15 protein-coding genes are annotated in these 13,828 nt (G+C 70.6%); 5 read left to right on the top strand and 10 right to left on the bottom strand.

Features of this window, described 5'->3' with window-relative positions; translation table 11 throughout:
• Positions 1 to 74: 74 nt before the first annotated feature.
• From AB5J55_RS23085 to AB5J55_RS23070, 4 genes are all read right to left on the bottom strand, one after another.
• On the bottom strand, positions 75 to 269 hold the full coding sequence (locus AB5J55_RS23085) for a hypothetical protein (RefSeq protein ID WP_369272490.1): 195 nt from the start codon (positions 267 to 269) through the stop codon (positions 75 to 77).
• A 227-nt stretch (positions 270 to 496) separates the two neighbouring features.
• The gene (locus AB5J55_RS23080) at positions 497 to 1,156 is read right to left on the bottom strand and encodes a DUF5063 domain-containing protein (RefSeq protein ID WP_369272489.1); all 660 of its coding nucleotides are present in this window, start codon (positions 1,154 to 1,156) and stop codon (positions 497 to 499) included.
• Positions 1,149 to 1,748 carry a recombination mediator RecR gene (recR, locus tag AB5J55_RS23075; protein WP_030053254.1) on the bottom strand — a complete coding sequence of 200 codons (600 nt, stop codon included), beginning with the start codon at positions 1,746 to 1,748 and terminating at the stop codon, positions 1,149 to 1,151. Before recR ends, AB5J55_RS23080 begins: the two co-directional genes overlap by 8 nt.
• 98 nt (positions 1,749 to 1,846) lie before the next feature.
• A complete protein-coding gene (locus tag AB5J55_RS23070) occupies positions 1,847 to 2,191 on the bottom strand; it encodes a YbaB/EbfC family nucleoid-associated protein (RefSeq protein ID WP_328425310.1) in 345 nt (114 codons plus the stop codon).
• A gap of 285 nt (positions 2,192 to 2,476) precedes the next feature.
• On the opposite strand from AB5J55_RS23070, the gene AB5J55_RS23065 reads away from it, so the two are divergent.
• Positions 2,477 to 3,229 (top strand): SLATT domain-containing protein, encoded by a 753-nt coding sequence (locus tag AB5J55_RS23065; protein WP_369272488.1) that lies wholly within the window; start codon positions 2,477 to 2,479, stop codon positions 3,227 to 3,229.
• Between the two features lie 117 nt (positions 3,230 to 3,346).
• On the opposite strand, the gene AB5J55_RS23060 is transcribed toward AB5J55_RS23065, so the two are convergent.
• The 4 genes from AB5J55_RS23060 to AB5J55_RS23045 all read right to left on the bottom strand — a co-directional run bounded on the left by AB5J55_RS23060 (position 3,347) and on the right by AB5J55_RS23045 (position 8,165).
• The gene (locus AB5J55_RS23060; protein WP_369272487.1) at positions 3,347 to 4,900 is read right to left on the bottom strand and encodes a PstS family phosphate ABC transporter substrate-binding protein; all 1,554 of its coding nucleotides are present in this window, start codon (positions 4,898 to 4,900) and stop codon (positions 3,347 to 3,349) included.
• Between the two features lie 150 nt (positions 4,901 to 5,050).
• Complete coding sequence (locus AB5J55_RS23055) at positions 5,051 to 7,018, bottom strand: protein kinase (RefSeq protein ID WP_369272486.1); 1,968 nt, start codon at positions 7,016 to 7,018, stop codon at positions 5,051 to 5,053.
• A gap of 89 nt (positions 7,019 to 7,107) precedes the next feature.
• Positions 7,108 to 7,566 (bottom strand): MarR family winged helix-turn-helix transcriptional regulator, encoded by a 459-nt coding sequence (locus AB5J55_RS23050; RefSeq protein WP_369272485.1) that lies wholly within the window; start codon positions 7,564 to 7,566, stop codon positions 7,108 to 7,110.
• Positions 7,563 to 8,165: a type 1 glutamine amidotransferase family protein gene (locus AB5J55_RS23045; protein ID WP_369272484.1), complete on the bottom strand. Its 603-nt coding sequence runs from the start codon at positions 8,163 to 8,165 to the stop codon at positions 7,563 to 7,565. Before AB5J55_RS23045 ends, AB5J55_RS23050 begins: the two co-directional genes overlap by 4 nt.
• 174 nt (positions 8,166 to 8,339) lie before the next feature.
• On the opposite strand from AB5J55_RS23045, the gene AB5J55_RS23040 reads away from it, so the two are divergent.
• From AB5J55_RS23040 to AB5J55_RS23025, 4 genes are all read left to right on the top strand, one after another.
• Entirely contained in the window at positions 8,340 to 9,695 is a 1,356-nt protein-coding gene (locus AB5J55_RS23040) for an aspartate aminotransferase family protein (protein ID WP_369272483.1), read from the top strand.
• Between the two features lie 278 nt (positions 9,696 to 9,973).
• Positions 9,974 to 10,681: a GntR family transcriptional regulator gene (locus tag AB5J55_RS23035; RefSeq protein ID WP_369272482.1), complete on the top strand. Its 708-nt coding sequence runs from the start codon at positions 9,974 to 9,976 to the stop codon at positions 10,679 to 10,681.
• Positions 10,678 to 11,205, top strand: coding sequence for a glycosyltransferase family 2 protein (locus tag AB5J55_RS23030; protein WP_369272481.1), 528 nt, complete (start codon positions 10,678 to 10,680; stop codon positions 11,203 to 11,205). The genes AB5J55_RS23035 and AB5J55_RS23030 overlap by 4 nt, the downstream gene beginning before the upstream one ends.
• Before the next feature lie 188 nt (positions 11,206 to 11,393).
• Positions 11,394 to 12,044: a hypothetical protein gene (locus tag AB5J55_RS23025; RefSeq protein WP_328425325.1), complete on the top strand. Its 651-nt coding sequence runs from the start codon at positions 11,394 to 11,396 to the stop codon at positions 12,042 to 12,044.
• 3 nt (positions 12,045 to 12,047) lie between these two features.
• Here AB5J55_RS23025 and AB5J55_RS23020 read toward each other — a convergent pair whose 3' ends face one another.
• Both AB5J55_RS23020 and AB5J55_RS23015 read right to left on the bottom strand, forming a co-directional pair.
• The gene (locus AB5J55_RS23020; RefSeq protein WP_369272480.1) at positions 12,048 to 12,344 is read right to left on the bottom strand and encodes a hypothetical protein; all 297 of its coding nucleotides are present in this window, start codon (positions 12,342 to 12,344) and stop codon (positions 12,048 to 12,050) included.
• 124 nt (positions 12,345 to 12,468) lie between these two features.
• Positions 12,469 to 13,752, bottom strand: coding sequence for an adenylosuccinate synthase (locus AB5J55_RS23015; protein WP_369272479.1), 1,284 nt, complete (start codon positions 13,750 to 13,752; stop codon positions 12,469 to 12,471).
• Between the last annotated feature and the right edge of the window lie 76 nt (positions 13,753 to 13,828).

Raw genomic sequence — 13,828 nt, 5'->3', positions numbered from 1 at the left:
CCGGTTAGGGCATGTGCAGGGCACGTACAGGCCCGGGACAACACGTCTCCAACTCACGCTGCGCGCCCGCCCGATCACACAGTGGCGGCCCTCTTGCGACCGCGCCCGCGCGCCAACTCGACCCCGGCGCCGAGCGATACGACGCCCATGCCGACGGCGGTCATGACGCCCTGCGTGCCGTCGACGACGAAGGGGGAGGCCGCGGCGACGACGGCGTTGAAGAGGAAGAGGAACCACAGGACGGGGCGGGAGGAGAGCAGGGCCTTCATGACGGTTTTCCTTCGGGGCGGGGCCGGTTCGACGGCCGTTGACCTGGTGAGATCAACGATCCCGTGTCCCGAGGTCAGCCACGAGGGAGTGCGCTCCCGAAGGGAAGGTGGAGCGGGCTACACCCCGTCCCGGAATCCGCGCACGGCCGAGCCCGCCGACGAGTGGAACTCCACGTCGCCGGTTCAGAAGCCGTCTCCTGCAACCCGCGTCACACCCGGCAGAGCACCTACTTCGCCGGGCGCAGCCCCAGCGGCTCCACGATCTCCTGCTCCATCACCTTGCCGGCCTCGAACTCCAGGGTCTCGTCGCCCATGCCCTGGTCGGTGTCCAGGCCGTCCAGCTCCGCCAGCGGCTGGTCCAGGCGGACGTGCGCAAGGACCGAGTGCAGGGCGCGCAGGGTCGCCGACGCCGTGGAGCCCCAGTTGGAGAAGTAGGAGAACTGCCACCACCACAGGGCCTCGGTGGTGCGGCCGGCACGGTAGTGGGCCATGCCGTGGCGCAGGTCGGTGATGACGTCGGTCAGGTCGTCGGAGATCCGGGCCGGGACCGGCGCCTTGCGGGGCTCGTAGGGGTCGAAGACCTCGGAGTAGACGTCGACCGGGTCCAGCAGACGGGCGAGGTTCTCGCGGAGTTCGTCCACGTCCGCCTCGGGGCCCAGGTCGGGCTCGTAGCGCTCCTCGGGGACGATGTCCTCGTGGGCCCCCAGGCGGCCGCCGGCCAGGAGGAGTTGGGAGACCTCCAGGAGAAGGAAGGGCACGGTCGAGCCCGGCTCGTCGCCCTTCGCGACCTCCGTGACGGCGACCAGAAAGCTCTCGATCTGGTCCGAGATCTGGACCGCGAAGTCGTCAGGGTTCTGCTCGGTCGCGTGCAGCGTGGCGTCAGACATCTAGGAGTCGTCTCCCCTCGAAGGCGCGGCCGAGAGTGACCTCGTCCGCGTATTCCAGGTCGCCACCCACCGGGAGGCCGCTGGCCAGGCGGGTGACCTTCAGGCCCATGGGCTTGATCATGCGGGCGAGGTACGTGGCCGTGGCCTCGCCTTCCAGATTCGGGTCCGTGGCCAGGATCAGCTCCGTGACCGTCCCGTCCGCCAACCTCGCGAGAAGTTCTCGTATACGCAGGTCGTCCGGACCGACACCCTCGATCGGACTGATCGCGCCGCCGAGGACGTGGTAGCGGCCGCGGAACTCACGGGTCCGCTCGATCGCCACGACGTCCTTCGGCTCCTCGACCACGCAGATCACCGCCGGGTCGCGGCGCGTGTCCCGGCAGATGTTGCACAGCTCTTCCTGCGCGACGTTCCCGCACGTCGCGCAGAAGCGGACCTTCGCCTTGACCTCCATCAGGGCCTGAGCGAGGCGCCGTACGTCCGTCGGTTCCGCCTGCAGGATGTGGAAGGCGATCCGCTGCGCGCTCTTGGGACCGACGCCGGGCAGCCGACCCAGCTCGTCGATGAGGTCCTGGACCACGCCTTCGTACAACGGACTGCCGTCCTTCCTGAGTCCTGCGGTTCCTTACGGTACGTACGGTAGTTGGCGTCGGCCCGTCTTAGAAGGCAAGCCGGACAACGACCGCGGCGTCAGAAGGGCAGGCCGGGGATGCCGCTGCCGCCGCCCAGGCCCTGGGCCAGCGGGCCGAGCTTCTGCTGCTGGAGCGCCTGCGCGTTCTCGTTGGCCGCCTGTACGGCCGCGATGACCAGGTCGGCGAGGGTCTCGGTGTCCTCCGGGTCCACCGCCTTGGGGTCGATCTTGAGCGCCCGAAGTTCGCCGGAGCCCGTCACGGTGGCCTTCACCAGGCCGCCGCCCGCCTGGCCCTCGACCTCCGTCTGCGCCAGTTCCTCCTGCGCCCTCGCCAGGTCCTGCTGCATCTTCTGGGCCTGCTGGAGCAGCTGCTGCATGTTGGGCTGGCCACCACCGGGGATCACGATCAGCTCCTTGCCTCTCTACGGCTTTCCCGTTCAGCACGAGCCTACGTGGTCCGGGCAGCCGTCGCCCCGGCACTCTTTCGAGTGAGAGGAACTGGAGTCCTATACCTGATCAAGACCCTCTTCCGGGCGGAAAAGAGGCGAAAGGCATCTCTTCGCCACCCATTGGGCGGTAGGAAGGGTCCGGCGCGTCAGCCTCAGGTGTTGCGTGACGTTCCGTGCGCCGCGGTGGTCGTACCCGGGACGTACGTGAGGTCACGCACCGTGATCAGTAGGGAGTGCCGGGTGGTTCAGCCGGAGATGCAGCCCGACAGGTCGCCACAGGACGGGCGGGGCGGCGAAGGGGCGGCCGGACTGCGGCCGGGCGATCTGACGGGTCGGGCCTTTCCGCTCGGGGACTGGGGAGAGCCGGCGGTGCGGTTGGACGAGTTGTACCGGTGGGTGGAGCGGGGTGCGCTGAACACGGCCGCGTGGTATCTCGCGGACCGGGTGTGGAAGCGGCGGGGGGCTCGGGTGTTGCGGGGTGGGGCGGCGTCCGGGGCGGTCGTGGGCGCCGCGTTGCCGTTGCTGGATGTGACGGGGGCGGTGAGCGGGACGGCTCCCTGGGGGTATCTGGCGCTGCTGCTGGCGGTGGGGTGTGTCGCGGCCGACCGGTTCTTCGGTTTGACGTCCGGGTGGATAAGGGATGTCGCCACGGCCCAGGCGGTGCAGCGGCGGCTTCAGGCGCTGCAGTTCGACTGGGCGACGGAGAGTGTGCGGGAGGTTCTGGGGCCGGCCGAGGGGACGGCGAGTGAGGCCGCCGAGCGGTGCCTGGGGGTGCTGCGGCGGTTCTGCGAGGACGTGACGGAGCTGGTCCGTGCGGAGACGGCCGACTGGATGGTGGAGTTCCGGACGGGGTCCGCACCCCTGGGCATCCATTCCGCGCTGGCCGGGGGCGCCCGCCACGACACGGGCACGGCCTTGGGCCGCTTCCCCGCCTCCCCGACGAACGGCACCCGCCCCAACATGCCCCGCCAACGCCCCCCGGAGATCCGGTGACATCCCCTCGCCCCCGCCGCCCCCACCCTTCCCGTCCTTGAAGCGGCTCTACCCCTCTCAACCGCCGGACGGGCTGAAATACCCGGACCGGCGCCGAAAGGACCCAACCACCGGCGGTCACTCGCAAAGGCCCATCGCCTGCCGGCACGGCACATGCCCCTTGTCCCGGATCGCCTGCCGGCTCGTCTCCTCGTCGAGGTAGGCGAGGAAGCTGGCGGCGAGGGTCCCGTTGCGTGGGGTGCCGTAGGTGTAGGCGTATTCGACGTCGCGATACGGATAGGTGCTGCCGTTGGTCTCGATCTCGTCGATGTCGGCCTGCTTGCCGTCCAGCGGCACCCTGGCCACGCCGTCCTTCTCGGCGGTCCTGGCGAGGGCGAGCTCGCTGTAGCCGATGGCGCCGCGCGCTGCCGCGACCTTCTTCAGCACGTCGCCGGTGGAGGCGAGTTCACAGCGCACGACGACCGAGGCGTTCTCCCGGCAGTCCAGCGAGGTACTGGGCGCGCTCTCCCACCGCCCGTCCAGCACCCGCTCCTGGAAGATCTGCCGGGTCCCGGAGTTGTCGCCCCGGCTGACGAGGACGACGGGCAGGTCGGCGAGGTCGCGGTACTTCGTCTCCCGCTCCGCCTCGGACATCAGCTGTCCCCAGCGCGTGTACGTCCCCGCGTACAGCTCCCGCACCTGCCGCAGCGACAACCCCGCCGCCGCGAACGCGTTCCCTTCGTTGGCGACCAGCGTGTAGGCCGACAGCGCGATCTTCTTCCCCCGCAGCCCCAGCCGCTCCCCCGACGGCCCGTCCGAGAAGGCGATCACAGAGCGCGCGCTGTCCTTCGACCGGCCTGCCAGCGCGTCGAGTTCGACGACACCGAGCTCGCTGCCGCGCGCCTCGACGGTGATGTCGGCGCCCTGGCACTTGCCCTCGTAGTCCTTCGCGAGCGTCTCGATCACAGGCGCGAACGCGGTGGAGCCGGTCACCGTGAGCCCGCCCCGCTCGCACTCGATCGGGTTGCCGTCGCGGAAGACGACGATGCCGGCGAGCACCAGCACGGACGCCGTGAGCAGGGCGGTGAACACCCGTGCCGGGAGGCTGAAGACGTTCTCCTTCTCGTCCGGGGTGGCGCTGCGGTTGGGGTGCACCTCGCCTTCCCGGATCCCGCCGTACAGCCGTATCTCGCGCCCGACGTCACCGCCGGAGAGCAGCACGAGCAGCTTGAAGTAGTCGCCGCGGTTGAGCGGCACCCGCGGGATACGCAGCCGGTTCCCCTCGTACCCGAAGCCGCGGTCGGCGCTGAAGTGGTCCATGATGTGGTCGATGTCGGTCGGCTGTGTGACCGAGACACCGCGAATGGTGCGGTCGGTGAACACCGCGGTCAGCCCGTGCCGTTCGGGGCTCGTGTAGTCGTCGCGGTCGATGGTCTGCGAGCCGTCGTTCTCGATGCGCAGCAGGACCAGCGTGGCGTCGACCATGCCCGGCGCCTCGTCGAACAGGCCCAGACGCCGGTTCTCCCGGCCCGAGCGCACGTCGTCGCCGATCGCGTTGTCCATCTGGACGCGGTAGCCGATCCGTTTGCGACCCGGCACCCGGCGCTCGTACCAGACCATGACACCGGACGCGACGACGCCGATGACCGCCGTCCCGATGGCCACGACGTTCTCTGCGCTCAGCCACTCCACGTGGGTGCCCCCGCTACTCCCCGGAGTCGGATGGTGGGGTCACCGTACGCGCGCGCAGGGGAACAAACGACCGACTCCTGAGGAAGTTCGCGATTTGTTCAACTACCCCACAGGAAAGGGGTGTTCACCGGAATCACGCCACTGTTCCCGCTACTGCTTCCGGTACGTCAGTTTCTCCCCGCTGCTCGTGTTCACCCGCTCCAGCCTGCCGTCCGGCAGCAGCGTGATCCGGGTGGCGTCGCCCGGCGAGCAGGAGGTGGCGGGCTCGCCGGCCGTCACGGTGGACGGGCCCATCGCCAACGGGCCGTTCCCGACCGGCGCCTGGGTCAGGTCCGCCTCGAACTCGCAGTGGTAGGTGCCGGTTCCGGCGGGACCGTCGGCGACGAGGAAGAGAACCGTGTCGCCCACCTCGCCCTGCCGGATGGTCAGCCGACGGGTGTTCGCACCGCCCGCGTTGTCGATCGAGGCCGTCCAGCTGCCCAGGTATCCGGCCGGGATCACACCGTCCCCCGGCGCCGAGGCGGTCGGGCTCGGAGACGGGGTGGGGCCGGCGGTCGGGTCGTCGCCCCCGGAGCCGGTCGTGTCGGTCGTGACGGTCGGGGAACCGGTCGGATCACCGTCGGCCCCGTCCCCACCGCCGCCGTTCATCAGGCCGTACACCGAACCGCCGGCGGCGAGCGCGACGACCAGCGCGATGAGGACGAGAACCACCGTGGAACGACCGCTGCGGCGGGGCTCCTCGGGAGGAGCGCCGGGGATGTACGGCAGGGGTGCGTCGTACGGCGGGGTGGGCCCGTACGACGGCCCGTGACCGTACGGCGGGTTCGGGCCGTACGAGGGTGTGGCGCCGTACGACGGAGCTGAGCCGTAGGGCGAGTGCGGTCCGGGCTCCGGGTAGCCGTACGCCGGCTGCTGCGGGTGTTGCTGCGGAGAGCCGTAGGCCGGGTGGGCCGGGGTGCCGCCAGGGGCGGCGGCGTCCCCGAAGGCGCCGCCGGGCGGGGCACCCGGCTCCGGCGGCGGCCCGATCCGGGTCGCGGCCGCGGTCGGGAGCTGGTCCGGCGGCGTCGCGCCGGCCGGGGCGTGCTCGGGCGAGGCCGCGGGGGTCGGCTCCCCGGAGCCACCCTCCGCCGGACCCGGCCGCGCAGCCCCTTCCGAGCCTCCGGGCCGCACGGATCCCTCCGCTCCGCCCGGCCCCACCGGATCCTCCGTGTCCAGCAACCGCACCGCATGCCGCCCCAGCTGCGCCACCAGCGCACTCGGCAGCCACGGGTCCCGGGACCGCCCACCGGAGACGGTGTCCTCGGCCCCCGTACGCTCCAGGATCCGGTCCAGCGTCGGCCGGGCACCCGGATCCTTGCGCAGGCAGTCCCGCACCAGCTCGGCGATCCCTTCGGGCACCCCCTCCAGGTCCGGCTCCTCCTGGGCGATGCGGAACATCAGGGCGTGCGCGCCGCTGTCGACGGAGCCGAAGGGCAGCCTGCCGGTCGCGGCGTACGAGAGCACCGAGCCCAGGCAGAACACGTCGCACGCCGGTGTGATCCGGTCGCCGCGCACCTGCTCGGGCGCCATGAACCCCGGCGACCCGACGAGCGCGCCGGTACGGGTGAGCCCGCTCTCGCCGCCCACCGTCTCCAGCGCCCGCGCGATCCCGAAGTCGATGACGCGGGGCCCGTCGATGGTGACCAGCACATTGGACGGTTTCAGATCCCGGTGCACTATCCCCGCGGCATGGATGTCCTTGAGGGCATGCGCCAGCCCGGCCGTCAGGATCCGCACCGAGCGCTCGGGCAGCGCCCCGTGGTCGCGCCCGACGACCCGCTGCAGGCTGGGCCCGGCGACATACCCGGTGGCGACCCAGGGCACCTCGGCCTCGGTGTCCGCGTCCAGCACCGGCGCGGTCCAGAACCCGCCGACCTGCCGCGCGGCCTGCACCTCCTGCCGGAACCGGGCCCGGAACTCCTCCTGGGCGGCCAGTTCCCGCCGTACGAGTTTCACGGCGACGGTACGGCCGCGGTCGGAGCGGGCGAGATACACGTCTCCCATGCCGCCCGCTCCCAGCCGCGCCAGCAGCCGATAAGCCCCGATCCGCTGCGGATCACCCGACCCCAGCTTCTCCATCGCACGCCCCCAACCCCACCCACGCAAGCCCCCGCCTACGCGACGGCCCCACGATAGTGCGGCATACCGGGAGGTGAGCGGGGCGGCGTCTACGGTTCGGTAACAGGAGCGTCGATCCCGTCGAGGACCTTCGACAACCGTTCCAGAACCCGTACGGCCTCGGCGAGCTCCGCGTCCCCGAAGGCGTCGGCCAGCCGGTCCGCGAGGGCGGCGTGTCCGGGGTTGATCCTGGAGATCGCCGCGCGCCCCTCCTCGGTCGGCGCGAGGAGCTTCGCCCGGCGGTGCGCGGGGTTCGGCCGGTACTCGGCGAGCCCCTTGTCCACCAGCAGATCGGCGATGCGCTGCACGCTCTGCCGGGTGATGCCCATGGCGCGGGCGACGCCGGCGACGGGCAGGGGTTCGCCGACCACCGCGCCCAGCACCTGCCACCAGGCCGCCGTCAGCCCGGCCGGCCGGGCCAGTTCCTCCGCCACCGCGAGGAACTGGCCGTTGAGCCGGAAGACACCGAGCGCGCTGCGACTGAGCAGGTCCTGGCGTTCGCGACTCACAGCACGCCGGCCTTCTCGAGTACGGCGTACGCCTCGGCGTCGGAGTCGTGGAACAGGCGGTACCAGGCGTCGACGGCCTCGTCGTCGTACACCTTCAGCAGCCGCAGGATCTCCCGGGCGAAGGCCACGGGTTCGGTCGGGCCGGCGGTGACGAGCCCGCCGTCGGTGACGGCGTCGGCCTCGACGTACCGCTCGCCGCCGCCGTAGCCGGTCGCCGCCAGGTAGAAGGAGATCGCGCTGGTGTGGTCCCGGTCGTCGAGCAGCCCCTCGCGCGCCATCCCGGCCGTCGCCCCGCAGATCGCCGCGACGGGGACACCCGCATCGAGGAACTCCCGCGCCTTGCGGGCGAACGGGGCGAGCTCGTCGCCCGTGTCCCAGAGGTCGGCGCCCGGGAGGATCAGCAGGGCCGCGTCGGACGGCCGTACGTCGTCCAGGGCCAGGTCGGGCTGGACGCGCAGGCCGCCGACGGTCGTGACGGGTTCCCGGGTCGGGCCGACGGTACGGATCCCGTATCCGGCGCGGGCGAGCTGCGCGGTGGCGTGACCCGGCTCCCAGTCGGCCAGGGTGTTGTAGACGGCGAGGTATACGGGCTTGCTCATGGCTCCTCCTGGAGACCTCGAAGATGACAATATCCTGTCACTTGGACAGCTTACTGTCAATGTCTGTGAGGGGGCACGGGCCGCACGGGCGTCGACAACCTGTCGCGGAAACCCACCGACCACAGACAGGACGCCGATATCGCGCCCGAAGCGCCCACCCGTACGCTCGGGCGCATGACCCCTCAGCCAAATCCCGAGGTCGGCGCCGCCGTGAAGGCCGCGGACCGCGCGCATGTCTTTCACTCCTGGTCCGCTCAGGAACTCATCGACCCGCTCGCCGTCGCCGGTGCGGAGGGGTCGTACTTCTGGGACTACGACGGCAATCGCTACCTCGACTTCACCAGCGGGCTCGTCTACACGAACATCGGCTACCAGCACCCGAAGGTCGTCGCCGCGATACAGGAGCAGGCCGCACACCTGACCACCTTCGCGCCCGCCTTCGCCGTCGAGGCCCGGTCCGAGGCGGCGCGGCTCATCGCCGAGCGAACGCCGGGCGACCTGGACAAGATCTTCTTCACCAACGGCGGCGCGGACGCCGTGGAGCACGCCGTACGGATGGCCCGGCTGCACACCGGGCGGCCGAAGGTGATGTCGGCGTACCGGTCGTACCACGGCGGTACGCAGCAGGCCGTGAACATCACCGGCGACCCGCGCCGCTGGGCCTCCGACAGCGCCGCGGCCGGTGTCGTGCGCTTCTGGGCGCCCTTCCTCTACCGCTCCCGCTTCTACGCCGAGACCGAGGAGCAGGAGTGCGCTCGGGCGCTGGAGCACCTGGAGACGACGATCGCCTTCGAGGGCCCGTCGACCGTCGCCGCGATCATCCTGGAGACGGTTCCCGGTACGGCCGGGATCATGATTCCGCCGGCCGGCTACCTGGCGGGCGTCCGCGAGATCTGCGACAAGTACGGGATCGTCTTCATCCTGGACGAGGTCATGGCCGGGTTCGGGCGGACCGGTGAGTGGTTCGCGGCGGACCTGTTCGACGTCACCCCCGACCTGATGACCTTCGCCAAGGGCGTGAACTCCGGGTACGTCCCGCTGGGCGGCGTTGCCATCTCCGGGGCCATCGCGGAGACCTTCGCGAAGCGTCCGTACCCCGGCGGTCTGACCTACTCCGGGCACCCGCTGGCCTGCGCGGCCGCCGTCGCGACGATCAACGTCATGGCCGAGGAGGGTGTCGTCGAGAACGCCGCCCGACTGGGCTCCGAGGTGGTCGGACCCGCGCTGCGCGAGCTGGCCGAACGTCATCCTTCCGTAGGCGAGGTCCGCGGCGTCGGCATGTTCTGGGCAATCGAGCTGGTCAAGAACCGCGAGACCCGCGAGCCCCTGGTGCCCTACAACGCGGCGGGCGAGGCCAACGCCCCCATGGCAGCGTTCGGCTCCGCCGCGAAGGCCGGGGGCATCTGGCCGTTCGTGAACATGAACCGCACCCACGTCGTGCCGCCGTGCAACGTGACCGAGGCGGAACTGAAGGAGGGGCTGGCCGCGCTGGACGCTGCGCTGGCTGTGGCGGACGGGTACGTGCAGTAGGCGTCCGGGGGGTTTGCTCACCCTCCCATCCGCCCACCCCCCTCGGTCGGCCAGGAGGCCGGTATTCCAGCCCGTCCGGCGTTTGAGGACGAGTCCGTTCAGGCCGACAGCGGGGGTCTGGGGGCGCAGCCCCCAGGGACGGGACGGGCAGGGGCGGCGGGGGCGAAAAGTCGGCGCCGTCACGGGAATCCCACCCGGAAGCCGAACGCGTAAGGTGGCGTGCTCGTAGACATACATGCGCACGCCACCTCATCGCGACGACGGGAGACGCCCTCACCATGCCCGGCACCGGCACCGGCGGCAACGGCTCCGTGACCCGCAGCACCCTGCGGCAGCAGATCGCGGACGCTCTGCGCGACGAGGTACTGTCCGGGCGGCTGCAGGCAGGCCGGGAGTTCACGGTCAAGGAGATCGCCGACCAGTACGGCGTCTCCGCCACCCCGGTCCGCGAGGCACTCGTCGATCTCTCCGCGCAGGGCCTCCTGGAGGCCGACCAGCACCGCGGCTTCCGCGTACACGAGTACTCCGTAGCGGACTACCGCGGCATCATCGAGGCCCGCGGCCTGGTCACCGACGGCATGTTCCAGGTCCTGGCCACCGACCGGGCAGGCCACCGCGACCCCGACGACCCGCGCGTCCTCGCCGCCGCCGTCGGGGTACGCCGCCGCGCCGAAGAGGCGCAGCGCGCCGCCACCGCCGGCGACCTCACCGTCCTCATCGGCTACGACCTGCGTTTCTGGCGTGAACTCGGCGCCCTCTTCGGCAACCCGTACCTCTCCGACTTCCTGCACCGGCTGCGCGTGCAGTCCTGGGTCTGCGCGGTCCAGCATCTGCGCCGCATCGACGATCTGCGCGGCCACCTGTGGTCCCGGCACACCGAACTGGTCGACGCCCTGATGCGCCGCGACCTGCCCACGGCCCAATCGATCATCGCCGACCACGACGCGAACGCCCTCGCCCTGATCGAGCGACTGGCGGCCGGATGACGCACGAGCGGGAGCTGTCGAAGGCTCCCGACGTGCCGGAGACCCCTGATCCGCAGAACCTGCGGAACCTGCAGAGCCCTCAGGACCCCCAGCACCCCCAGGGCCTCGCTGACCCCCCAGCCCTCTCCATAGTCATCCCCGCCTACAACGAGCAGGCCCGCCTCCCGCGCACCCTCGACGCCATCACCGCCCACCTCACCGACCTCGGCAGCACCGACCCCCGCTGGGCTGGCTGGGAGATCGTCGTCGCCGACGACGGTTCCGGCGACACCACCCGCGATCTCGTCACCGCCCGACAGGACCCCCGTATCCGCCTTCGTCGCGGACGGGACCTGGACGTCGTACGTCCGCGAGGGCGAGTCGCTCGTGCCGGTGCCGCTGCCCGATCCCGGCGACGCGGAGGCGCTGCACCGGCAGACCGAGGCCGGCCTCGCAGCCGAACGACGGTGCGCTGCGTGAGACCGTGGAGAAGCTGGTGGGCGGTCCGGGGAGGTGGGTGGACGGAGTGTGGGTATGGGACCTGAACGAGCGGGGACTTGCATGAGCGGGGACTTGCAGGGGAAGCCCCGTAACCGCCCTTGAAGAGCCCCACGAAGACCGGCATGAGGGGGTCCGCCCCGGACCCGCACCGATTACCCTTCCCTGACCACCGTGCTACCCACTGTGCTACGTGTTTGCCACGCCGTGTGACCGCTGTGTGAGGAGCCCTCTTTTGGCCTGTGACCTGTGGCTGGTACCGCTCGTCGACGTGTTGTGCCACACCCCCGACAACCCGTTCGCCGAAGAACTCGCGCAATACAACAAGGTGCTGGCCGAGGCCGGGTTGCCGCCGGTGCCGGTGTACCAGTACATGCCGGGCCTGTCCGGCGACGTCGCCCCGGTCGCCGGCTTCGACTACGACGCCCTGCACTTCCTGCGCCGCGCGTATCTGCTCCAGGTCTGCGGCCTCCCGGTGACCCCGGTCGACGACCTGGGCGGCGACTACGAACAGCTCCTGGAGATGTTCGAGACGACGGCCCAGCAGTCACACCTGGTCTGGCACTACGACCACGCGGGCGCCTACGTCCCCGTGGACTTCCCGAACCCGCTCGCCAACGACGAGCTCCTGGCGGGCGGCGGCCCCCTGGGCTCCGCCCAGGCACTGCTGCGCGAGCTGGAGTTCGTGGCCCAGGTCATCGGCATCGACCCGGCCAACCCCCCGGCGCCGCCCCAACCCCCGCTCTCCCCCACGTCCTTGGAGGAGCCGGCGGTCCCCGCCCCCTACGACCCGAGCCCCTTCGCCCGCGAACGGCACGTGTGGCTGGGACTGCACGCGGCGGCGACGCGGAGCCTGGCGCAGGGGTCGATGATCGTCTTCAGCTGACCATCAACTGGCCTTCAGCTGGGCGAGCCCCTTCTGGACGTCCTCGGCGTTCATCACCGGCGTGTACTCCACCTTGGCGCCCAGCTCGAAGAACAGCGGTTCGGCGATCACCGGCATCTGGGAGGGTTCCTTCAGGTCGAAGAAGAGGAACATCGTGCGCAGCCCGTGCTCGGTGGTGAAGTAGGCGGCCTCCGGCTTGACCTTCTCCATCAACTCCTGGATCACCTGGGGGAGCTTGCCGGCGCGGATCGCCTCGTTCCCCTTCTCCGTGTCCATATTCGCCTTGAGCAGCACGCGCATGACACACCTTCGTTCCGGTCGTGGCTGAGCCGTACGACGTCACGCTATGGGCACCCTGCACGTTCCGCCCGTTCACTGCTCCATCAGGAGAAAGAGGGGCGCCCGGCGGGCGCCCCTCTTCGACTCACAGGAACGAGCTGATCTCGATCGTCTCGTCCCGGCCCGGCCCCACGCCGATCGCGGAGATCGGGGCGCCGGACATCTCCTCCAGTGCCTTGACGTAGGCCTGGGCGTTCTTCGGGAGGTCGGAGAACGACTTGGCCTTCGAGATGTCCTCGGACCAGCCGGGCAGCATCTCGTAGACCGGCTTGGCGTGGTGGAAGTCGGTCTGGGAGTACGGGAGCTCCTCGACGCGCTTGCCGTCGATCTCGTACGCCACGCAGACCGGGATCTGCTCCCAGCCGGTCAGGACGTCCAGCTTGGTGAGGAAGAAGTCGGTCAGACCGTTCACGCGGGTCGCGTACCGGGCGATGACCGCGTCGAACCAGCCGCAGCGGCGGTCACGGCCGGTCGTCACGCCCCGCTCGCCGCCGATGCGGCGCAGTGCCTCGCCGTCCTCGTCGAAGAGCTCGGTCGGGAAGGGACCGGAGCCGACGCGCGTCGTGTACGCCTTGAGGATGCCGATGACCCGGCTGATCTTGGTGGGGCCCACGCCGGCGCCCGTGCACGCACCACCGGCGGTGGGGTTGGAGGACGTGACGAAGGGATAGGTCCCGTGGTCGATGTCGAGCAGCGTGCCCTGGCCGCCCTCGAAGAGGACCACCTTGTCCTGCTCCAAGGCCTGGTTGAGGACGAGGACCGTGTCGGCGACGTACGGCGCGAGCTTGTCGGCGTAGCCCAGCAGCTCCTCGACCACCTGGTCGACGGCGATCGCGCGCCGGTTGTAGAGCTTGGTGAGGACCTGGTTCTTGACGTCGAGGGCCGCCTCGACCTTCTGGGTCAGGATCGACTCGTCGTAGAGGTCCTGGACCCGGATGCCCACGCGGTTGATCTTGTCCGCGTAGGTCGGGCCGATGCCGCGGCCGGTCGTCCCGATCTTCCGCTTCCCGAGGAAGCGTTCCGTCACCTTGTCCACCGTCACGTTGTACGGCGTGATGATGTGAGCGTTACCGCTGATCAGGAGCTTCGACGTGTCGACGCCGCGCTCGTTCAGCCCGTTCAGCTCGGAGAACAGGACCGACGGGTCGACGACGACGCCGTTTCCGATGACCGGGGTGCACCCCGGGGACAGGATTCCGGAAGGGAGCAGGTGAAGGGCGTACTTCTGATCGCCCACGACTACCGTGTGGCCGGCGTTGTTGCCGCCCTGGTAGCGCACCACATAGTCGACGGAGCCGCCTAGCAGGTCCGTCGCCTTTCCCTTGCCTTCGTCACCCCACTGAGCACCGAGCAGCACAAGTGCGGGCACGCGCGTACACCCCTTCCGGGCGGGGCATGTCCAAGGTCAGGGGTGTACGCGGAGGTCTTCCACCGTGTACACCTCG

Source organism: Streptomyces sp. R11 (assembly GCF_041051905.1).
Classification (GTDB): Bacteria; Actinomycetota; Actinomycetes; order Streptomycetales; family Streptomycetaceae; genus Streptomyces.
The sequence above is the reverse complement of the archived record's forward strand: the minus strand, read 5'-3'. Positions and strand labels throughout refer to the sequence as shown.

Coding starts and splice junctions, on each gene's coding strand:
- AB5J55_RS23085 (WP_369272490.1), bottom strand. CDS start 269: ATGAAGGCCCTGCTCTCCTCCCGCCCCGTCCTGTGGTTCCTCTTCCTC.
- AB5J55_RS23080 (WP_369272489.1), bottom strand. CDS start 1,156: ATGTCTGACGCCACGCTGCACGCGACCGAGCAGAACCCTGACGACTTC.
- AB5J55_RS23055 (WP_369272486.1), bottom strand. CDS start 7,018: ATGGAGAAGCTGGGGTCGGGTGATCCGCAGCGGATCGGGGCTTATCGG.
- AB5J55_RS23045 (WP_369272484.1), bottom strand. CDS start 8,165: ATGAGCAAGCCCGTATACCTCGCCGTCTACAACACCCTGGCCGACTGG.
- AB5J55_RS23040 (WP_369272483.1), top strand. CDS start 8,340: ATGACCCCTCAGCCAAATCCCGAGGTCGGCGCCGCCGTGAAGGCCGCG.
- AB5J55_RS23035 (WP_369272482.1), top strand. CDS start 9,974: ATGCCCGGCACCGGCACCGGCGGCAACGGCTCCGTGACCCGCAGCACC.
- AB5J55_RS23030 (WP_369272481.1), top strand. CDS start 10,678: ATGACGCACGAGCGGGAGCTGTCGAAGGCTCCCGACGTGCCGGAGACC.
- AB5J55_RS23020 (WP_369272480.1), bottom strand. CDS start 12,344: ATGCGCGTGCTGCTCAAGGCGAATATGGACACGGAGAAGGGGAACGAG.